The sequence below is a fragment of the Oerskovia merdavium genome (assembly GCF_014836755.1).
GTDB lineage: Bacteria > Actinomycetota > Actinomycetes > Actinomycetales > Cellulomonadaceae > Oerskovia > Oerskovia merdavium.
This window is the reverse complement of sequence record NZ_JACSQF010000008.1, coordinates 129542-151486: the sequence shown is the minus strand read 5'-3', so window position 1 is coordinate 151486 and position 21945 is coordinate 129542. Positions and strand designations below refer to the sequence as shown.

13 protein-coding genes are annotated in these 21945 nt (G+C 69.6%); 10 read left to right on the top strand and 3 right to left on the bottom strand.

Features of this window, described 5'->3' with window-relative positions:
* Window positions 1–107 precede the first annotated feature (107 nt).
* The 5 genes from drmA (at window position 108) to H9641_RS09565 (ending at window position 9099) form a co-directional block, all read left to right on the top strand.
* The gene (drmA, locus tag H9641_RS09585; protein WP_318244494.1) at window positions 108–3740 is read left to right on the top strand and encodes a DISARM system helicase DrmA; all 3633 of its coding nucleotides are present in this window, start codon (window positions 108–110) and stop codon (window positions 3738–3740) included.
* A complete protein-coding gene (gene drmB, locus H9641_RS09580; protein WP_318244493.1) occupies window positions 3733–5754 on the top strand; it encodes a DrmB family protein in 2022 nt (673 codons plus the stop codon). The genes drmA and drmB overlap by 8 nt, the downstream gene beginning before the upstream one ends.
* Window positions 5738–6475 (top strand): DISARM system phospholipase D-like protein DrmC, encoded by a 738-nt coding sequence (gene drmC / locus H9641_RS09575; RefSeq protein WP_191803164.1) that lies wholly within the window; start codon window positions 5738–5740, stop codon window positions 6473–6475. The genes drmB and drmC overlap by 17 nt, the downstream gene beginning before the upstream one ends.
* A gap of 178 nt (window positions 6476–6653) precedes the next feature.
* A complete protein-coding gene (locus H9641_RS09570) occupies window positions 6654–8675 on the top strand; it encodes a GNAT family N-acetyltransferase (protein ID WP_191803162.1) in 2022 nt (673 codons plus the stop codon).
* Window positions 8665–9099 carry an ASCH domain-containing protein gene (locus tag H9641_RS09565; RefSeq protein ID WP_318244492.1) on the top strand — a complete coding sequence of 145 codons (435 nt, stop codon included), beginning with the start codon at window positions 8665–8667 and terminating at the stop codon, window positions 9097–9099. The genes H9641_RS09570 and H9641_RS09565 overlap by 11 nt, the downstream gene beginning before the upstream one ends.
* Window positions 9100–9354: 255 nt before the next feature.
* Here the strand turns inward: H9641_RS09565 and H9641_RS09560 are convergent, their stop codons facing one another.
* A complete protein-coding gene (locus H9641_RS09560) occupies window positions 9355–9972 on the bottom strand; it encodes a TetR/AcrR family transcriptional regulator (RefSeq protein WP_191803160.1) in 618 nt (205 codons plus the stop codon).
* A 77-nt stretch (window positions 9973–10049) separates the two neighbouring features.
* Here H9641_RS09560 and H9641_RS09555 point away from each other — a divergent pair, with 77 nt between their 5' ends.
* The 3 genes from H9641_RS09555 (at window position 10050) to H9641_RS20120 (ending at window position 15983) form a co-directional block, all read left to right on the top strand.
* Complete coding sequence (locus H9641_RS09555) at window positions 10050–12575, top strand: glycoside hydrolase family 3 C-terminal domain-containing protein (protein WP_318244491.1); 2526 nt, start codon at window positions 10050–10052, stop codon at window positions 12573–12575.
* Window positions 12576–12580: 5 nt separating this feature from the next.
* Window positions 12581–15325: a beta-glucosidase gene (locus H9641_RS09550; RefSeq protein WP_191803158.1), complete on the top strand. Its 2745-nt coding sequence runs from the start codon at window positions 12581–12583 to the stop codon at window positions 15323–15325.
* Window positions 15326–15518: 193 nt separating this feature from the next.
* A complete protein-coding gene (locus H9641_RS20120; RefSeq protein ID WP_225220237.1) occupies window positions 15519–15983 on the top strand; it encodes a luciferase domain-containing protein in 465 nt (154 codons plus the stop codon).
* 131 nt (window positions 15984–16114) lie between these two features.
* On the opposite strand, the gene H9641_RS09540 is transcribed toward H9641_RS20120, so the two are convergent.
* Entirely contained in the window at window positions 16115–17464 is a 1350-nt protein-coding gene (locus tag H9641_RS09540; protein ID WP_191803156.1) for a PP2C family protein-serine/threonine phosphatase, read from the bottom strand.
* 166 nt (window positions 17465–17630) lie between these two features.
* On the bottom strand, window positions 17631–18998 hold the full coding sequence (locus H9641_RS09535) for an MFS transporter (RefSeq protein WP_191803154.1): 1368 nt from the start codon (window positions 18996–18998) through the stop codon (window positions 17631–17633).
* A 190-nt stretch (window positions 18999–19188) separates the two neighbouring features.
* Here H9641_RS09535 and add point away from each other — a divergent pair, with 190 nt between their 5' ends.
* Together add and murA are read left to right on the top strand one after the other, a co-directional pair.
* Window positions 19189–20226, top strand: a complete 1038-nt coding sequence (add, locus tag H9641_RS09530) for an adenosine deaminase (RefSeq protein WP_191803152.1) — start codon at window positions 19189–19191, stop codon at window positions 20224–20226.
* Window positions 20227–20569: 343 nt separating this feature from the next.
* On the top strand, window positions 20570–21886 hold the full coding sequence (gene murA / locus H9641_RS09525) for a UDP-N-acetylglucosamine 1-carboxyvinyltransferase (protein ID WP_191803150.1): 1317 nt from the start codon (window positions 20570–20572) through the stop codon (window positions 21884–21886).
* Window positions 21887–21945: the final 59 nt, after the last annotated feature.

Here is a 21945-nt window from a genome sequence, read left to right as displayed (position 1 = left end):
ACGACGCGATGAGTGACACGACGGCGGCTACTGACACGCCGACGGCCCCAGCCCGACGTGAGTACGAGTTGAATCACCGCCCTGAAGGCGACTGGGACTCGTGGACCGTGCGAGAGAACCTGGCCGACATCCTCGACCGGGAACTCCTCGGCCCCGCGCACGGCGACGAGGAAGAACTCGACGCGCAGCCGGACGGCCTCTACCTGGTCGGTCGGATTGCGCCCGCCAAGCTTGTCGGCAAGGGTGCGGTCATGTCGGCCGACGCGGATGACGCCGACGACGAGGTGATCGATCCTGGTGACGTCGGCGAGGACCGCGGCGTCCCGGTCTCGACCGCAGGTGAGGAGCCGGCGTCGGCTGATGACGACGGCGTCGAGGACGCCCCGCTGCGCAAGGGGCTCATGATCCCCGCGTCCATGGGGCTGCGCTTCCAAGTTCCCCTTCACCAGGAGCGCGTGACCATCCGCGCCTCCTGGGGTTCGTACGCCGCGAAGTCGACGGGCGAGGTCACGGCGTCCGGTCGGGAGAAGCGCACGTACGTTCGCACTCCGCACGACCACGCGAAGTTGGTGGCGGTCGGCGCCCTCCAGGCGGGTCAGACCCACGACGTCCCGCTCGAGCAGGACGTGCTGCTCCGCATCGACGTCATGGACTCCGGCTCGAGGCGCATCGTCGAGGTCGCACTCTGCAACGACCGGGAGACCCCCCGCCGTATCCCCACCGACGCGTGGATGTACCAGACCCAGCTCCACGTCGAGGCAGGCGGCGAGGCCGTCTTCCTCCCCGTGGCCGACGTGGTCGAGGAGTCAGCGGTCGACTCCCACCCCGAGATCGCCCTGCTCCAACTCCAGTACCGAGACCGGCTCGAGTTCGCCATCGGCCGCACCTGTTCCGTCGACTGGACCGTCGCGCCCGGTGCCCGGCGCGCCACCCAGGTCCGCACCCGCTGGCTCCCCGTCTCCGACACCCCGCAGACCCGAGCCCAGGAGATCGACGGCGCCCTCCTCGACATGGAGCAGCTGGCCGTCGCCGGTACGGAGGAACTCCGTGCGGGCCTCAGCCCCATCATCGACGGCTACGACGCCTGGCTGGCGGAGCGTCAGGACGAGGCGGAGACCCTTCGCGCGCATCTGCGCGACGTGGCCATCGATGTCGTCCGCGACGCACAGATGGTCGCGACCCAGCTCCGCGCCGGCCTCGACTACCTTCTCCACCCTGAGAACGAGGAAGCACGCCGCTGCTTCCGATTCATGAACCGGGTCATGGCCGACCAGCGCATTCAGTCGCAAGTCGCCGACAACCGGTCCAAGAAGCCCGAACTCGACCTCTCTGAGGCACGGGACGCCGTCATCGCGAGTGGGCCCAGGGCCCACTCGTGGCGCACCTTCCAACTCGCGTTCGTGCTCATGCAGGTCCAGGCACTCGCCGACCCCACCATCACTCGTCGCTCCGGGGAAGCCGCTCGCGCCGAGCTGCTATTCTTCCCCACCGGTGGTGGCAAGACTGAGGCGTACCTCGGCCTCGCGGCCTTCACGTTCGCGGTCCGGCGTCGCCAGGGTGTCATCGAGACCCCGGACGGCAAGATCGACGGCAGCGACGGCATCGCCGTCCTCATGCGCTACACGCTGCGGCTGCTCACTGCTCAGCAGTTCCAGCGCGCCACCGCGCTCGTGTGTGCCGCTGAGGTCGAACGCCGCAAGGACCCGGAGACCTGGGGGACCACGCCGTTCCGCATCGGCCTGTGGGTGGGCACCGCCGTCTCCCCGAAGCGGTACTCAGAGGCCGAGGAACAGCTCAAGAAGGCCAACGAGCACAACTCCAAGTACGGCCTCACCGTGCTCCAGCTCCAGCGGTGCCCCTGGTGCGGCACCACCATCGATGGTGCCAAGCAGATCCGCGGCGACAAGACCACCCGGCGCATCTACGTGTACTGCGGCGACGAGTTCGGCGACTGCCCCTTCGCCGAGGGCTCCGCGGACGGGGAAGGCCTGCCCGTCCTCACCGTCGACGAGGAGATCTACCGCCTCACCCCCGCATTCGTCATCGCGACCGTCGACAAGTTCGCCAGGCTCGCCCGCGAAGGCGAGGCGGCTGCCCTGTTCGGCTACGTCAGCCGCAAGTGCGACCGTCACGGGTACGTCCACGAGGACTACGACGGCTGCGACGTGAAGCTTGGCGGTCAGCACCCCAAGTCCGGTGACCACCCGTCGGCGCGAGTGCGCAAGGTCGGCAGGCTGAGACCGCCGGACCTCATCATCCAGGACGAGCTGCACCTCATCACCGGGGCACTGGGCACCGCCGTCGGCGCCTTCGAGATGGCCATCGACGTGCTGACCTCGTGGCGTGACGCCGAGGGGCGTGACGTTCGCCCGCTCGTCGTCGCCTCCACCGCGACCGTCCGCAACGCGGGCGAACAGATCCGCGGCCTGTATGGGCGCGCCGTGACGATGTTCCCCCCGCAGGTGCTTAACGTCGAAGACACGTACTTCTCGCAAGAGGTGCCGGTCTCGCCGGAGAACCCCGGACGCCGGTACATCGGCGTCAGCACCACCGGCGTGCGGCTCACCACCGCCGAGATCGCTGTGGCGAGCAACCTGCTCTCCGCCGGTCAGCTCCTCATGGACGAGGCTGGCGACGCCGCCGACCCGTACATGACGCTCGTCGGGTACTTCAATGCCACCCGCGAGCTGGCCGGCATGGCCCGGTACATTCAGGACGACGTGCAGACCGCAATCCGCAAGCGTCGCGCTGGCAAGTACTTCCCGCTGCGATTCGGCACGAGCTACGGCAGCCTCAATCTCGCCGAGCTCACGTCCCGCGTCGCCTCGACCGAGATCACCTCGACGCTGGACCAGATGGGCGTTCAGTTCTCTGCCGACGTCGACACCACGCAGGCGCAGCGCGACCAAGCCGCCAAGTACAAGGCGGGGGAGAAGACCGAACGACGAGACACCAACCCCCTCGACGTGGTGCTCGCCACCTCCATGCTCCAGGTCGGCGTCGACGTCACCCGGCTCGGCCTGATGCTGATGGTCGGGCAGCCGAAGAACACCGCCGAGTACATCCAGGCGTCGTCCCGCGTCGGACGAGACGCCGACCGGCCGGGCCTCGTCGTCACGCTCGGGAACTGGGCCCGGCCCCGCGACCTCGCGCACTTCGAACAGTTCAGGTACTACCACGAGACCTTCTACTCGCAGGTGGAGCCGCTGTCCGTCACCCCGTACTCGCTGACGTCGCTCGAGCGGTCCCTCGACGGCGTGCTCGTGAGTGCGGCCCGAGTGATGGACGCTGCCCGCGAGAGCGGACTGTCTCCGGAGAAGTCTCCGGGGCGCATTGACGACGCCTTGCCGCGCCTCGAGGCGCTCATCGACCGGCTGGTGGCTCGCGCCAAGGTGGCCGGCGGCGAGGACGCGGGCGTCATCGTCCAGGACCGACTCCACAACCGTCTCGGGCAGTGGGCCAGCCGTCGAAAGTTCGTCGCGCAGAATCAGCACGAGCTCGTCTACGAGAAGGTCCGCGACGAGACCAAGCAGAGCGCGCTGCTGCGCTCCCCGGAGAACACGCGCGCCGCGGACGGCCACGACAGCGTGCCGTTCACCGTGGCGAACTCGATGCGTGAGGTGCAGCCAGAGATCAACCTCCTGGTGACACCGGACAAGAAGAAGCTCATGGCCTACGAATTGCTCGATGCGCCCGCGTGGCGGCCCGCTCCGGGAGGACAGGGGAACGCCCGTGACTGAACACTTCACCACCACCGAGGTGCTCGACCCGCTCGGCGACCTCGACGCCGACGCCGCGCAGAAGGCCAGTAAGAACCGGGCCAAGGTCGGATCCGCGCGGCCGTCGTCGCTGCTGTACACGTACGGTCCCGGTTCGGTCATGGATCTGCCCCATTTCACCGTCATGCCGGCTGGCACCGACGACTGGGAGCGCATCTGGGCTCGTCGCTCCAGCATTCCCACCGTGCACGCCCCGCGACTGCTCGACGCCGTCCGCCGGTTCCCCGGTCAGTGGACCGTGCAGGAACTGCGTCCCTTCCCCTGGGCGCCCAAGGAGAGCATCTTCTCCAAGGAAGGGGACGACCTCGGCGTCCCGGCCCGCGTCTTCCCGCAGTGGCTCCGATGCACCGGCTGCGATCTGCTGGGCCGCCTCGACCGGTTTGCCTACGTCAATACCAATCCGTACCGCCCTGATCAGGCGCGCTTCGAGCACCCGAACTGCCCCGGGCGCAAGGGACAGGGCAAGAGTAAGGTGCCCCGCCAGGCCGTGCCTGCCCGCTACCTTCTCGCTTGCCCTGACGGTCACCTCGACGAGTTCCCGTACGACTGGTGGGTGCACCAGGGCGCCTCCTGTCCCGCCGGCGTCGAGTTCGCTCCACTGACGATGGACGAACGGACCGTCGGTAAGGGTGCGTCGGCGTCCATCCGGTGCGGTGCGTGCAGCGCGACCCGGCCGATGAACGAAGCGCAGGGCGAGGCCGGGCGCGCTAAGCTCCCAGGGTGCCGCGGTCGGCACCCGCACCTCGGCGCGTTCGACAAGCGGGGCTGCAAGAACGGCACAAGGTTCATGCTGCTGGGCGCCTCGAACCTGTGGTTCCCGGCGACCCAGGCGATCGTCGTCATGCCCGAAGCTGAAGCCGCCACGCAGGAGACACTCGGTGTCCAACTCCTCGCGGAAGCCGGGAAGAAGCGCGTCGAGAAGTACCACGATCGGCTCGACGATCTCAGGGAGTACCTCGAGGATGAGGAGTCAGACCTCGCCGCATGGTCTGACGAGACGCTCGCGCTCGCCGTCGAACAGGCACTGGCGCCCGAGCCGACCCTCGAGGAGCAGACGGAGGCGCTGCGGGACTGGGACCCGACCGACCTCCTCGTGCCCGAGTGGAACTACCTCCAAAAGGACCCCCTGGGACCGCAGCACGAAGGTGATGCCAAGAGCGGGCTCGCGCTGACGAAGAAGGCCGTCCACGAAGAACTGAAAGCGCGGCACGTCTCGCGCGTCCTCGCGGTCGACCGGCTGCGCAAAGTGAACGCCGTCGTCGGGTTCACGCGCATCGACGAGATGGAGCGTGCCAACGACATGCCGGCGCGCATCGTGCCCCTCAGTCGCTCCGGCCGTCCGACGTGGGCCATCGCCACCGAGGACCGAGGCGAAGGGGTCTACCTCCAGTTCGACGAGAGCGCCGTCGCCGCCTGGGAGAAGCGGATCTACGACACCCCGCTGTGGGAGGCGCACCGCCAGTCGCACGAGCGCAACTACAACGCCCGGTACTCGGAGACGTCCAAGGACGTCGCCCCGGACTCTCGCATGGCGCCTCCGCGGTACTGGCTCCTGCACACCCTGTCCCACGTGCTGCTGCGCGAGATGGCAATGTACTCCGGTTACTCGGCGGCGTCGCTGTCCGAACGCATCTACGCGTGGGAGGGACGCGAGGGGCGCGGCCCGTCAGCGGGGTTGCTCATCGTCACCACGGCGTCCGACTCGGACGGGACGCTGGGTGGTCTTGTCCAGCTCTCCGACCCTGAGCAGCTCTGGCGGGTCGCGCATCGGGCCCTCGAGCGTGCAGTGCGGTGCTCGTCCGACCCGGTGTGCGCGCAGCGAACCCCGAAGGATCCCGAGGACTTTCTCCACGGCGCTGCCTGCCACACCTGCGCCATGGCGTCCGAGACCTCCTGTGAGAAGGCCAACCGGTTCCTAGACCGCCGATTCCTCGTCGACCTACCGGGAGCGCAGGGACTTGGCTTCTTCCGCTGAGCGGCAAGCCTTCCGCGACCTCGGCGCCCTGCTGACAGGCACCGAGGCTCGGCTGGTATCCCAGGCACTGGTTGACGGGTCATCGGTGTCGACTGCCTTCGCGATGGTCGAATCCGGCCGACGGTACAAGGCGCTCTCGCTGGTGAAGAATGCCGGACTCTCGCATCAACGGGACACGCTCGCCGCCGTCCTTACCGGAATCGAGGGAGCGCGGTCGCATGTGACCCGAGCCGAAACGCTCTGGACGATGCCGGGCCACGTCGCCGGCGCGGGGGCCCTTACCTCACGGCTCGTCGATCTGGTCGCCCGTGCCCGGACCTCGGTCGTTTGCTCCACCTTCAATATCCAGAAGTCTTCCGGGATGTGGCAGGCGCTTCGCGAAGTTGCGCACAGACCGCACCTAGACGTCCGCGTCTACCTAGACGGCGTCGCCGCTGCCAAGGGCTCCGGCCCGACGGCTGTCGAGATCGCCGATTGGCTCTCGCCGGCGACCGTTCTCATCAGCAAGAAGTTCGGTGGCAAACCCGTCCGCAACCACGCCAAGTTTCTCGCTGTCGACCATCGCTGGCTCGTCGTCACCAGCGCCAACCTGTCGTGGAGCGCTGAGTATGCGAACGTCGAACTCGGTGTGCGTCTCGACGACCCTGGCCTGACCGAACGCGTGGAAAGGGAGATGCGCGACGCTGAGGACCAGGTCTACCAGCAGGTAGCAGATCGATGAGATGTACCTGTCCCGCGTGGCCGATCGAGTGATCTAGCGCTGAGCCAAGTCGAGGTCGCACATTTCACCCGCTGAACCATGCATTGCTCGGCAAGGCGTAGCGTGGCCCGACGCGAACTGGCTGGCCGTCGGGTAGGAATGAGGTATGGGTCATGCCGTACCTGTCGAGGTTGTAGTTGTGCAGTCCAACTCCGACGATATGACAGCCGTCGTCAAGCTCGCGGACGCTCATCGAAGCATCCTTGGGCACATGCCGTGGGGTGCTTTGCAGTCGTTCGCAGAGCAAGGCCGGATCCTGGCGGCGAAGGTCGACGACGAGGTCGCTGGGTATACGCTGTACGATATCGCGCGTGAGCGGGTGCGTGTCATCCATCTCTGTGTTGCGGCCGAGTTCCGCTCGCGGAAGGTTGCACACGCGCTTGCGGAGGCCCTGAGCGCTCGACATCAGGATCTACGTGGCGTCTTTCTTAAGTGCCGACGCGACTTTCCTGCCAACCAGATGTGGCCCTCGCTGGGGTTCGAGTTGCGTGCTGAAGTGCCTGGGCGTGGCAGGGAGAGTAAGCCACTGTGCTGCTGGTGGCGCTCCCACGGTCACCCTGACTTGTTTTCCGAGGGCGTCGGCGACGCCGAGACTCTGGTCGCGATTGATCACAACGTGTTCCTCGATCTGATCACGGACCGCCCAGGGACCGGGCCCGAGGAAGCTCGGGTGCTGGAGTCGGACTGGCTGCGAGGTTCGATTCGCCTTGCCATCACGCGCGAGACTCATAACGAGATCGACAAGAACTCCAGTGCCGAGGAGCGCGCGCGTCAGCGCAGCACGCTAGGCCGTTTTCGGGACATGGACTACCCGCCGGAGCGTGAGGCCGAGGTTCGACGGGCGTTCGGCAAGCGAATCCCCTCAGAACAGATTCCCCTAAAGGACAAGGCTGATGTGCGCCACATCATCAGTGCGGCAGCGGGCGGTGCCAGGATCCTCGTCACACGCGACGAGAAGATGATCGAGCGGTACGCCGAGGCAGCTGCCGAGTCGCTGGGTCTCCGCGTGCTTCTTCCTTCAGACTTTGCAGCTCACCAGGACGAGGTGACCAGTGCCGCACGGTACCGGCCGGTCGAGCTTCAAGGCACGGCGTACCGCGTCAGTGACTGCGGCGCCGAGACAGAGCCTGCCCTGTTGGACTTCCTCGATAACGCCGGAGGCGAGCGAAAGTCTGTTTTCAAGGCGCTTCTGCGCGAGCAGGCGAGCGACCCCAACACTCATCGCCGATGGGTGCGTGACCCTACAGGGAGGGCGCAAGCGGTATGGGCGACCCGGATGGAGAGCGAGGAGCGGGCACTCGTGGTCCCTCTGCTAAGGGTTCACGCCCATGAGGCAACGGGCGTCACGATCGGACGCAGGCTCCTGCAGTCGATCAAGACGGAGGCGCTTGATGCGGGCGCAGACCGGATTTGGATCACTGACCAGCATCTGCACCGTGGTTTCGTGTCTGACCTGGAGGACGACGGCTTCTTTCAGGCCGACGACCCACTGCGGCGTGTTGCAGCCGTGCTCGATGCGCGGTCGAGCACGGACGCTATCGCACTGCTTCGGGATCACCCGCTCGAGCAGCGCGCCTCGGCCGCGATCGCTGAGGCGACTCGCCCTGCTCAAGTGGCGGTACTCGAACGCCAGCTGTGGCCATTGAAGCTGCTCGACCGCGATGTAGCGAACGTCGTGATACCGATCGAGCCGCACTACGCCGACCGGCTCCTCGCGTTCCGTCCGACGCTCCTTGAGCGTCCGGCAGAGCTAGGCCTGGGTCGCGAACTCGTCTACTACCGGACGCCGAGAGCGAACCCGACGGTCCGCAGTCGCATCGCGTGGTACGCAAGCAGGTCGGGTGCCGATCACGTGAGCGCGGTGGTCGGAGTTTCACGTCTCGTGAGCGTCGACGTCGATTCGCCGGAGCGTCTGCACCGACGCAACAGTCAACTTGGCGTATGGGATCTTTCCGACGTCCGGCAGAGTGCACGGGAGGGCCGCGCCTCGGCTCTGCGGTTCGCGGACACCGAGTTGTTCGTCCGCCCAGTGCGCTTCGAGCGACTCAAGGAGCGTGCCGGAGGATCTTCGAAGCGGCTCGGCACGATACAGTCTCCGACCGTGATCGACTCGCAGGTGTTCAGCTGGCTCTACCGGGAAGGCACCCGTCGTGGAGGCTGAGTGGCGGGGCGTCATGCTGAGCATCCGACCGCGTTTCGCCGAAGCGATCCTTCGAGGCGACAAGACGGTTGAGCTCCGCCGTACCCGGATTCACGCCCACGCCGGGACGCTCGTTGTCCTGTACTCCAGCAGCCCAACCCGTTCTGTCCTTGGCACTGCTGTCCTCGACGAGATCATCGAGGCGCACCCGACAGAGCTTTGGCCACGAGTTAAGGACGACGCCGGAGTGACGCAGATCGAGTTCGACCAGTACTACGAGGATGCGTCACGTGGATACGGCCTGCGGCTCAGGGATGCCGTCCCGCTCGCAACTCCCACGCCCCTTCACAGTATCCGGGCCAATGCGGGACTCGAGCCACCGCAGTCCTTCCGCTACGTCAATCGCTTTCAGGTCGACCAACTGACGGCTGCGCTGGCGAACTAGGGGAGGGTACGCGTCACGTCCTCGAGCCGGCGGGCGGCGGTGGTCAGCTCGTCGTCCGTGAAGCCGTCGAAAAGGCGGCGGTTCAGTTCGGCCAGCGTGGCGTCACGGCGATCGTGGTCACGAAGTCATCGACGGGCTCGAGGGTGTCGGTCGCGGCCTGTTTGGTAGCGATGCCCGTCGAAGGGCTGGGGTGTGCTCCGCCGTCGGGAACCCGGGGCCGCGCCCGCGGCTACGACGGCGCCGCAGCGCAGGAACTCACGCGATCCCGAACTCCCGCCGCAGCATCTCCCCAACCATTCCCGGCACGTCGACCGTCCCCGGGTGCAGCGCGTCGTAGACCTGCAGCCCTTCCCAGGTGGAGATGAAGAGCGCCGCGCGTTCCTCGGGTGAGGCGCCGGTGTCCGCAAGAACCCCGCGCTCGCGCTGCGACCGGATCATCCCGCCGATGATCGAGACCAGCACCTGGTGCCGTTCCTGAAGAACGGCGCGAGCGGGATGGCCAGGGGTCCCGGCCTCCGCCGAGAGGGTCGAGAGGAGCTGCACCAGCCCGGGTGCTTCGCGGTTGCGTTCGGCGACGTGCACGAACCCGTCGGCGAGGTCCTCGGGGGTGAAGTCCGTGGGCATCTCGGGCGGCGCGTGCTGCGCGTCGTGCCACTCGATGACGGCGAGGAGCAGCGCGGTCTTGTTGCCGAAGTGGTGCAGGAGCGTCGAGTGGTCGACCCCGGCCTCACGCGCGATGCCTCGCAGGGAGGCTCCGTAGAACCCCTTCTGGGCGAAGGCCTCGGCTGCGCGGGCGACGATCGACTGCTTGGTCGCCCGCCCGGTGGCGTACCCGTCGGGTCGCCCCGTGGGGGCTGCTTGCTGTGTGGTCACGACGATCCTCTCCGAGGTCAGAGGCTACCCTGCCACGTAATTCCACCAAGTGGTGGAGGTTGGGCTATCCTGGCGCCGTGCTCACTCCTGACGCCCGACGACGTGCCCGTAGCGAGATGACCCTCACCGAGAAGGCATCGCTCACCTCAGGCGCGAACTTCTGGAACACCAAGCCGGTCGACCGGCTCGGCGTTCCCTCGATCATGCTCACCGACGGCCCGCACGGTCTGCGCAAGCAGGGCGGGGCAGCGGACCACCTCGGTCTCAACGCGAGCATCCCCGCCACCTGCTTCCCCACCGCGGCCACGCTCGCCAACAGCTGGGACCCGGGCCTCGTGGAGCGCGTGGGCGAGGCCCTCGGCGCCGAGGCCGCCGCGGAGGACGTCAGCGTCCTGCTCGGTCCTGGCCTCAACATCAAGCGCAACCCGCTGGCGGGCCGCAACTTCGAGTACTTCTCCGAGGACCCGCTGCTCGCGGGCCGCCTCGCCGCGGCGCAGATCCGCGGTATCCAGTCCCAGGGCGTCGCCGCGAGCGCCAAGCACTTCGCGGTGAACAGCCAGGAGACGCACCGCATGTCGGTGGACGAGGTCGTCGACGAGCGCGCGCTCCACGAGACCTACCTCGAGGCCTTCCGCATCGCGGTCACCGAGGGCCGGCCCTGGACCGTCATGAGCTCGTACAACAAGGTCAACGGGACCTACGCGAACGAGCACCGCGAGCTCCTCGACGAGATCCTGCGCAAGCAGTGGGGCTTCGACGGCCTCGTCGTGACCGACTGGGGCGGCAACAACGACCGCGTCGCAGGCCTGGTCGCGGGCAACGCGCTCGAGATGCCGTCGACCGACGGGGTGACCGACGCCGAGGTCGTGCGCGCGGTCGAGGAGAGGCGCCTCGACGAGGCGGTCCTCGACGCCCGCGTCGACGAGCTGCTCGCTCTCATCGCGCGCACGGAGCGCGCCCGCGAGACGAGCCGCACGCGCGTCGGCGCCGCGCGCACCGGGTCCGCCAGCACGCCCGACGGCGCCGCACCGGTCGACCACGACGCACACCACGCGCTCGCGGTCGAGGCGGCGCGACGCTCGGTCGTCCTGCTGCGCAACGCGCGCGGGACCCTGCCGCTCGGGTCGCACTCGGGCCGCGTCGCGGTGATCGGCGACTTCGCGGCGAGCCCCCGGTACCAGGGGGCTGGCAGCTCGCTCGTGAACCCGACCCGGGTGGACGTCGCGCTCGACGCGCTGCGGGCGAGCGAGCTGGACGTCGTCGGCTACGAGCCCGGCTACGCACGCCGCGACGCGGGCCGGGGCGCGTGGGACTCGCCGTCGTCGGTGCGACGCCGACGCAAGGCCGTCCGCCTGGCCGAGCGCGCCGACGTCGTGCTGCTCTTCCTCGGCCTGGACGAGTCCGCCGAGGCCGAGGGGGTCGACCGGACGCACATGCGCCTCGCGCGCAACCAGCTCGCTCTCACGCGCGAGCTGACGGCGCTCGGGGTCCCGGTCGTGGTCGTCCTGGCCGGCGGCGCCCCCGTCGAGCTCCCGTTCGCCGAGCACGTCGACGCGATCGTGCACGGCTACCTCGCGGGCCAGGGCGGCGGGCAGGCGGTCGCCGACGTGCTGACCGGCGCGGTCAACCCGGCCGGTCGCCTCGCCGAGACGTACCCGCTGCGCTACGCGGACGTTCCGTCGTCGGCGACGTTCGGGCGGACCGAGGCGACGTCCGAGCACCGCGAGAGCATCTACGTCGGCTACCGCTACGCCGACAAGGTCGGCCTGCCCGTCCGCTACCCGTTCGGGCACGGGCTGAGCTACACCACGTTCGCGTACAGCGACCTGACGGCGGGCCGGGAGCAGGTCACCGTCACGGTCACCAACACCGGGGACCGTGCAGGGACCGAGACCGTGCAGGTGTACGTCGAGGCGCCCGGCGCCGCGGAGGGCGCGTTCCGCGCGCCCCGCGAGCTCGCGGGCTTCGCGAAGGTCACGCTCGACGCGGGGGAGAGTGCGACCGTGACGGTCGACCTGGCCGAGCACGCGTTCGACGCCTACGACGTCGTCACGCACCAGTGGCGCACCGTGCCGGGCATCTCCACGGTCCAGGTGGGCGCCTCGTCGCGCGACCTCCGGGTGAGCGCGCCCGTCGAGGTCGACGGCGAGCCGTGGACGCCCGGTGCGACCGCGCCCGGCGCCACGGCCCTGCCGCACTACGTCAGCGGCCAGGTGGACCGTGTCCCGGCCGACGAGTTCGCCGCGCTCCTGGGGCGCACGCCCCCGGCCGCGGACTGGCCTGTCGGGCTGCCGCTCACGCGCGACGACATCGTCGCCCAGGCGCGGGGCCGAGGCGGTGTCGGGGGGCTGCTGGTCGGGCTCATCGACACCGCCGGCCGACTGCTCATGGCACTGGGCCGCCCTCTGGCGGCGAACAACACCCGCTTCGCGCTCGACCTGCCGTTCCGGTCGGTGTCGCGGATGAGCGCGGGCAAGGTCGACGACGCGATGCTCGACGCCCTGCTCGTGATGGTCAACGGCCGGTTCTGGGGCGGCATGCGCCGCCTCGTCCCGGCATGGCGTGCCCACGCGAAGGCCGCGCGGGCTCCGAAGAAGGACTGAGAACGATGGCGACACGCACAGAGATCAAGCGGGACGCGGTCGCGCGCGCACAGGAGCTGCGCGCGGCCAGGCGGGCCCGACGCGCCGAGCTGAAGGCGATGGCGCCGCAGGACCGCAAGGAAGCCCGGGCAGCCGACAAGGTCGCAGCCCGGGAGGCGAAGAAGAGCGCCAAGGCAGAGCGGGCTGCTGCCCGCGCCGGGATGACCCGCGCGGAGCGCCGCGAGGACAGGCGGCGCGCACGGATCAACCGCAAGGTAGAGCACCGTCCGCGCCGCGCGGTCGGGTGGGGCGTCACGGCCGTGGCCGTGATCGCGATCGGGGGACTGGTCGCGCCGTTCGCGAGCGCGTTCGGCCGCCTCATGTCGATCGAGTACGACTCGTCCTCCCCGGCAGGCGTGGCCGCCCGGGAGAACGCGGCCCAGGTGTCGGAGGACATCTCCGACGAGGGCATCGTCCTGCTCAAGAACGAGGACGACGTCCTGCCGCTGGCCGAGAAGTCCCTCAACGTGTTCAGCTTCGCGTCCTTCAACCTCATCCTCGGGGGCGGCGGGTCCGGCGGCAGCAACCAGTCGCAGGCCGTGCCGTTCTACGACGCGCTCGCCGACCAGGGGATCACGGTCAACCCCGACCTCAAGGCGACCATGGAGGACGCGGGCGCCAAGACCGAGACCGGTGGCGCCAACGGCCTCGTGCAGATCGCGGGCGCCATGCTGGGCGGCGGTGACGAGGGCGAGCCCGCTCCCGACTACCTGACCGACGACGTCATGGCCCAGGCCGCCGAGTTCTCCGGCACGGCCCTCGTGGTCGTCGGCAACGACGGCGTCGAGGGACAGGACATGAGCCCCGGGCAGCTGCGTCTGACCGACGAGCAGCGCGCCCTGTTCGACCGTGTCACGGCCTCGTTCGACGACGTCGTCGTGGTCGTGAACTCGGGCAACCAGCTGGAGCTCGGGTTCCTCGACGCGTACCCGCAGATCAAGTCCGCGGTGTGGATCGGGACCCCAGGTCCCCGCGGCGCGGTCTCGCTCGCCAAGGTGCTGACGGGGGACGTGAACCCGTCCGGCCGCCTGACCGACACCTACGCCTACGACGTCACGAGCGCCCCGGCGATCGAGAACGTCGGCGACTTCGACTACGCCAACGTCAAGCGCTCGTACATGGACTACGAGGAGGGCATCTACGTCGGCTACCGCTACTACGAGACCCGGTACGCGGGCGACGAGGCGGGCTACGCCGAGGCCGTCCAGTTCCCGTTCGGGCACGGCCTGAGCTACACCACGTTCGAGCAGCAGACCGCCGCCCCGCGCGTCGAGGACGACACGATCAGCGTCGACGTCACGGTGACCAACACCGGTGACGTCGCGGGCAAGGACGTCGTGCAGGTCTACTTCTCGGCGCCCTGGACGCCGGGCGGCATCGAGAAGTCAGCGATCGAGCTCGCGGGCTACGACAAGACGACGATGCTCGAGCCGGGCGAGTCCGAGACCGTGACCGTCTCGTTCGACGTGCGCGACATGGCCTCCTGGGACACCGAGGGCCACGGTGCGTACCTGCTCGAGGCCGGGACGTACCAGATCTCGGTGCGCACCGACGTGCACACGCCCGTCGCGCAGTTCGAGCACGTGGTGGCCGAGGACGTCGTCTACGACACCGACGCCGACACGGGGTACGAGCTGACCAACCGCTTCGCCGACGCCGAGGGCGACCTGACCTCCCTCTCGCGCGCCGACTGGGAGGGCACGTACCCGCAGGCTCCTGAGCCGGGTGCCACGGCCTCCGACGAGCTGCTCGCGCGCATGGACCCGGAGATCGAGCCCGCGGAGGGCGAGGTCCCGAGCTACGGCGCCGACAACGGCCTCGTCCTGGCCGACCTGGCGGGCCTCGACCGTGACGACCCGCAGTGGGAGAAGTTCCTCGACCAGCTCACGCTCGACGAGCAGATCGACCTCTTCGCCAAGGGCGCGTACCGCACGCACGAGGTCGAGCGCCTCGGCATCCCCGCGATGGACCTGCTCGACGGGCCGGCGGGTCTCAACTCGTTGTTCAGCCCGCTCGAGGCCGCCGCCTACCCGACGCAGATCGTCGTGGCCTCGACGTGGAACGACGAGCTCGCGTTCGCGCTCGGCGAGTCGGTGGGCGACGAGGCCGTCGCCTACGACATCGAGGGCTGGTACGCACCGGGCATGAACCTGCACCGCTCTGCTCTGGGCGGGCGTGACTTCGAGTACTTCTCGGAGGACCCGTACCTGTCGGGCATGATGTCCGCCGCGATGGTCTCGGGCGCAGAGAGCAAGGGCGTGCTCACGTTCATGAAGCACTTCGCGCTCAACGAGCAGGAGGTCAACGCCCGCACGGGCGTGAACGTCTTCGTCGACGAGCAGGCCCTGCGCGAGCTGTACCTCAAGCCGTTCGAGATCACGGTCAAGGAGGCCGACCCGACCGGCGCGATGAGCTCCTTCATCAACATCGGCGGCACCTGGGCCGGTGGCAACGAGGCGCTCCTGCAGGACGTCCTGCGCGGGGAGTGGGGCTTCCAGGGCATCGTCTCGACCGACGCGGTGCTCGGATCCTGGATGGATCCTGGTCTCGCGGCCCGCTACGGCAACGACCTCATGCTCGCGATGCTCCCGGGGTCGGACAAGGCCACCCGGGCCGCGGTCGAGGCAGACCCGGTGGGGGTCGGCAACGGCCTGCGCGAGCGCGTCCACACCATCCTCTACACGGTCCTGCAGACGAACCTGTTCGCCTGATCCCGGCGCCCGTCCCGGGCCCCGGTGGGAGGCTTCACCTCCCGCCGAGGCCGGGCAGGGCTGCAGAACCCAGGCGCCCGACGCCGGAGCGCACCCTCACCGCGAGGGTGCGCTCCGTCGTCGGGCGCCTTCAGCCTGCCCGCGCCGGCAATTCCCTCGCCGCAGCCGTGCCGGTCCCGCTAGCGTCCCGCCCATGACTCTCACCCCGCGCCGAGGCCCTCGTCCCACCACGTCCGACGAGGGACCGCACCGGCAGGTCGACCAGCTGGCGCCGGCCGAGCTGTGGGGCGAGCTCGTGCTCGCGGCGACCACGATCGAGGGCGTCCGAGAAGGGCACAGCTCGGTCTCCCCGGCGTCGTCCCGGGCACTGTTCCTCGATGGCCACGAGCGCACCTCGAACCCCACGACGTCCCTCGCGACGCCGGACCAGCGCCTCGAACCGGTCCACCTGCACGGCGTGACCGACACGAGCCTGCACCTGTGCCTGCCGCGCGAACGGGCCCAGGAGGTCTGCGCGGCAGGCTGGGGAGAAGCGCACCAGTACGCCGACCACGCGACCGAGATCATGGTCTACGGGCCGCGCGACGCCGACGAGATGGCCGTGGTCCTGGGACTGGTCCGCGAGAGCCTCGACGTCGCACGGGTGCACAACCCGTAGCCGTCGTCGGGCGCCCCTCCGCGAGGTAGAGGGGACGCGTCGGGGTAGAGGCCCAGGGCCCTCTGTCTCGACGGTATCCCTCTACCTCGCGCGGGCCTCGTCAGCCGCCGGTCCGTCACCCGCCGGTCCCGTCAGCCGCCGCTCGCATCACCCGTCAGCACCTCGACCGACACGAGGGCGACGTCGTCCTCGCTGGGCCGGGGGACGAGTCGGGCGACCAGGGCGTCGAGGAACCGGTCCCGGGAGCCGTCCGCGATCTCCTCGACGACCCCCGGCAGGTCCCGCAGGGCGTCGCGCAGCCGTCGGTCCCGCCTCTCGACGAGGCCGTCGGTGTAGAGGAGCAGGGTGTCGCCGGGGTGCAGGACGTCCGCGTGGTTCGTCCGCGAGGTGCCCGAGCCGAGGCCGAACATCCGGTCGTTGTGCCGCGCGAGCAGCTCGGCCGAGCCGTCGGCGCGCACCAGGACGGGCGGAGGGTGACCGGCCGAGACCCAGGTGAGCGCCCGGTCGCCGGCCGGGCCGGGGAGCCCCACGAGTGCCGCGGCCACCGTCGCCGCCGTCTCGATGCCGAGTCCTTCGGCCGCTCGTTCGGTGCGTTCGAGGATCGTCGCCGGGGACGTGCCCGACTCGTACGCGACGCCGCGCATGACCCCTCGGAGCTGACCCATGGTCGCCGCCGCGGAGATGTCGTGCCCGACGACGTCCCCGACCACCACGAACGTGCACCCGCACGCCAGCTCGAACGCGTCGTACCAGTCGCCGCCGACGTGCATCTCGCGCGAGGCGGGCCGGTAGCGGACGTCGATGCGCAGCCCCTCGGGCTGGGCGGGCGCGGTGAGGATCGAGTCCTGGAGCTGCAGCGCCGCGCGGCGCTCGCGGTCGAGGCCCTCCTGGAACCGGCCGACCGAGGACCCCAGGTGCAGGGCCTGGTCGACCACCGCGGCGTCGAGCCCGATGCTCCGGTCGGCCGCGGTCCGCTGCGAGCTCCGGACGACCCCGGTCACGTCCTCCGCGCGGTGCACGAGCGCGGCGACGCGGCCGCTCGCGTCAAAGACCGGGAGGTTCGTCACGAGCCAGTGGCGCTCGACCCACTCGCCCGGTCGGTCACCGGGCAGGTCGATGCGCAACGGTTCGAGCAGGTCGATCCGACCGGTCTGCAGGACCTTCTCCAATGAGCGGACGATCCGTCCGACGTGCTCGTCGTCCGCGGGCGAGAAGGTGAAGCCCGCGTCGAGCGAGCGGCCGACGAGCGCGGTCGCCGGGAGGCCCAGCATGTCGAGGTAGGCGTCGTTGACGTCGAGGACGGTCAGGTCGGGTGCCAGCACCACCTTGGGCGCGGACAGCGCGGCGAACACCGCACGGTAGTCGAGCTGGTCGGCCTCGGGGGCGGGCCTCGCGTCGTCCTGCGAGCGCTCGGTGCGCTGTGCCGACCCGGGAGCTGCTCCCGAACGGCCGCTCGCCCCGTCCCGCGCCTCGTCCTCCATCGGATCGGCCTCTTCCCCCGCGTCGTTCCCTCAGCATGGCGGAGAAGTCGTGCTTCCGCAGAAGTACATGCCACGGGCTCGTGCGGGTCTCACGGAGCGGATGCCCGACGGCGGGGCGTGCCTTCCGTGGGAAGGTGCGCCCCGCCGTCGGGCACCCGGACGGGCGTCAGCTCACGTTGTCGGTGTAGTCGACGTCCTTGGTCTCCTTGCTGATGAGCAGCGCGACGAGCGTGAGGACCGACATGGCCGAGAGGTAGACCCCGACCAGGACGGGCGAGCCGTCTGCCTGCTTCCACAGCGCGACCGCGATGAACGGCGCGACGGCCGCCCCGAGGATCGACGACAGGTTGTACGCGATCGCGGAGCCCGTGTACCGGACGTTGGCGGGGAAGAGCTCGGGCAGGATCGCGGCCATGGGGCCGAACGTCAGACCCATGAGCGTGAAGCCCACGATCAGGAGCGTCATGACGCCCACGGTCCCGCCCGTGAACAGCGGCACGAACAGGGCACCGAACACGATGATCGCGACAGTGGTCCAGATGAGGTGCTTGCGGCGGCCGAACCGCTCGGCCATCGGGCCCGAGACGAGCGTGAAGATCCCGAAGAACACGACGCCGACGATGAGCATCACGAGGAAGTCGGTGCGTGCGTAGCCGAGCCCGGGGGCGGCGTCGGCACCCGCGGGGACCTCGGCGGGTGCCGTGCCGAACGTCAGGGTGAACGTCGTCATGAGGTAGAACAGCACGTACGTCGCGAGCATGATGAACGTGCCCAGCACGATCTGGCGCCACGACGTGCGGAAGACCTGGGCGACGGGCAGCTTGGCGACCGCTCCGGTCTCGACGACCTTCTGGAACGCGGGCGTCTCGACGAGCCGCAGGCGCACCCACAGGCCCACGACGACGAGGATCGCGCTCGCCAGGAACGGCACGCGCCAGCCCCACGCGGCGAACTGCGCGTCGGTCAGCGTCTCGGCGAGGACCAGGAACGTCGTGTTGGCGAGGATGAACCCGATGGGCGCGCCGAGCTGGGGGAACGTGCCCCAGATCGCGCGCTTGCCCGCGGGGGCGTTCTCGGTCGCGAGCAGCGCGGCGCCGCTCCACTCGCCGCCGAGCCCCAGGCCCTGGCAGAAGCGCATGACGACGAGCAGCGCGGGGGCGAGCACGGCCCAGCCGGGCGTGGTCGACGGCGGCAGCAGGCCGATGAGGAACGTCGCGACCCCCATGGTCAGCAGCGAGGCGACGAGCGTGCCCTTGCGCCCGATCCGGTCGCCGTAGTGACCGAACACGATCGAGCCGAGCGGGCGCGCCACGAACGCGACCCCGAACACCGCGAACGACGCGAGGAGCTGGGACGTCCCGCCGTCGAGCGCCGAGAAGAAGACGGTCGGGAAGACGAGGACGGCCGCGGTCGCGTAGGCGTAGAAGTCGTAGAACTCGATCGAGGTGCCGATGAGGCTCGCGAAGATCACGCGGCCCTTGCTGTTGGCGGGGGCCTCGGGGTCGGCGGACGGTTGGGCGGCCGTTGTGGTCACGGGGGTGCGCTCCTGGTGCAGACGATGGTTCGGGGAGGTCTCCCTGCGCGACGGAAGGGGACCGTACTACCCGGTAACTTCCCTCCCACGGTAAGGACCGTGCCCACATGGCGAAGTGGCCGTCTCGCGATGTGGTCACGGCGAGAGCCGGGGGCATGATGGGAGGACGACCCCCTCACGAAGGAGAACCATGCCCCTGCCCCTCCAGCCGACTCTGGACTTCGTCACCGGGCTGCCCAAGGCCGAGCTCCACCTGCACCTCGAAGGCACGCTCGAGCCGGACCTCAAGCTCCGCCTCGCCGAGCGCAACGGCATCGACATCGGCCAGAGCACGGTCGAGGAGGTCCAGGCGACCTACCGGTTCACGGACCTCACGAGCTTCCTCGCGGTCTACTACCCGGCCATGGACGTGCTGCAGACCGAGGACGACTTCTTCGAGCTGGCCCACGCGTACCTCCTGCGGGCGGCCGCGAACGGCGTCCAGCACGCCGAGATGTTCTTCGACCCCCAGGCGCACACCTCGCGCGGCGTCCCGTTCGAGACCGTCGTCAAGGGCTACCACCGCGCAGCGGCGGCCGCGGCCGACTTCGGCGTCGACGCCGACCTCATCCTGTGCTTCCTGCGCGACCACTCGGCCGAGAGCGCCGCGGAGACCCTCGAGGCCTCGGTGCCGTTCAAGGGCCTGATCCTGGGCGTCGGCCTGGACTCCGACGAGCGGGGCAACCCGCCCGAGAAGTTCGCCGCGGTCTTCGAGCGCGCCCGCGAGCTCGGCTACCGCCTCACGATGCACTGCGACATCGACCAGGTCGGGAGCATCGACAACATCCGCACGGTCCTCGAGACCATCCAGGTCGACCGCATCGACCACGGCACCAACATCGTCGAGGACCCGGCGCTCGTCGCCGAGGTCAAGGCGCGCGGCATCGGCCTGACGAGCTGCCCCGTGTCCAACAGCTTCGTGACCGACGACATGAAGGCCGCCGAGGTCGCCCAGCTCCTGCGCGACGGCGTCAAGATCACGATCAACTCCGACGACCCCGCGTACTTCGGTGGGTACGTCGCCGACAACTACGCGGCGGTCGCCGCCAAGGCCGGCCTCACGTCCGCGGAGGTCGTGACGCTCGCGAAGAACTCGTTCGAGGCCTCCTGGATCGACGAGGACCGCCGCGCGGACTACCTCGCGGCGGTCGACCGCTACGTCGAGCAGTACGAGCCCGCCCAGGCCTAGGACACAGCAGGTGCCCGACGGCGGGGCCCGCCTCACGCGTGAGGCGAGCCTGCGCCGTCGGGCGCCCGGGGGAGCGGGCACTCTGGCGCCGGGCCCGGTCGGGCCGCGTCGCTGCTGGTCAGCGACGTGCCGCAGGGTCCGCCGTCGTCGGACGGGCCCCGGTGGGTGAATAATCTTCGGATGCCCCGCGTTGGGGGACAGGGAGCACGGCGCCGCGCGCGGCGTCCGCGCACCGACGCCGGAGCGGCCCGCCAGGCCGACGGGCGCCGCAGGGACGCACGGACCGAGTCAGACGCACGACCCATCCGCACGACCATCGAGAGAGCTAGGCGACGACGACCACATGAACGATCTGCTGTACGTCAACGGTGGCACACCGCTCAACGGGACCATCACCGTGCGAGGGGCGAAGAACTTCGTCTCCAAGGCGATGGTGGCCTCCCTGCTCGGCGAGGGGCCGAGCGTGCTGCGCAACGTGCCGCAGATCCGCGACGTCGGCGTCGTGACGGGGCTGCTCGAGCTGCACGGCGTCAAGGTCGTCGCGGACGAGGTCGGGGGCACGCTGCACCTCGACCCGACCGACGTCGAGTCGGCGCACGTAGCGGACATCGACGCGCACGCCGGGTCGAGCCGCATCCCGATCCTCTTCTGCGGTCCGCTGCTGCACCGCCTGGGCGAGGCGTTCATCCCCGACCTGGGTGGTTGCCGGATCGGCGACCGCCCCATCAACTACCACCTGGACATCCTGCGCCAGTTCGGAGCCGTGGTGGACAAGCGCGAGCAGGGCATCCACATCCGCGCCCCTCGCCGCCTCCAGGGCACCAAGATCTCCCTGCCCTACCCGAGCGTCGGGGCCACCGAGCAGCTCCTGCTCACCGCGGTGCGTGCCGAGGGCATCACCGAGCTCTCGGGCGCCGCGATCGAGCCCGAGATCATGGACCTCATCGCCGTCCTGCAGAAGATGGGCGCGATCATCTCGGTCGACACCGACCGCGTGATCCGCATCGAGGGCGTCGACAAGCTCATGGGCTACCAGCACACCGCGCTGGGCGACCGCATCGAGGCGGCCTCCTGGGGCTCGGCGGCCCTCGCGACGGGCGGCGACATCACCGTCAAGGGCGCGACGCAGCCGGAGATGATGACGTTCCTCAACACGTTCCGCAAGGTCGGCGGCGAGTTCGAGGTCCAGGAGGACGGCATCCGGTTCTACCACCCCGGTGGCGACCTCAACGCGATCGTGCTCGAGACGGCCGTGCACCCGGGCTTCATGACGGACTGGCAGCAGCCCCTGGTCGTGGCGCTCACGCAGGCCAAGGGCCTGTCGATCGTGCACGAGACGGTCTACGAGAACCGTTTCGGCTTCACCGACGCGCTGCGCGGCATGGGCGCGACCATCCAGGTCTACAAGGAGTGCCTGGGCGGGCTGCCGTGCCGGTTCGGGCAGCGCAACTTCCACCACTCGGCGGTTGTCTCGGGGCCCACGCCCCTGTCCGCGGCGGACATCGAGGTCCCCGACCTGCGCGGCGGGTTCAGCCACCTCATCGCAGCGCTCACGGCCAAGGGCACCTCGACCGTGCGCGGGATCGGCCTGATCGACCGCGGGTACGAGTACTTCCAGGACAAGCTCGACGCGCTCGGAGCCGACGTCAGCCGGGGCTGACAGGCACCGACCCCGAGCGACCGACCCACGGGCGCCGGGGGGGGGGGGGGGGGGGGGGG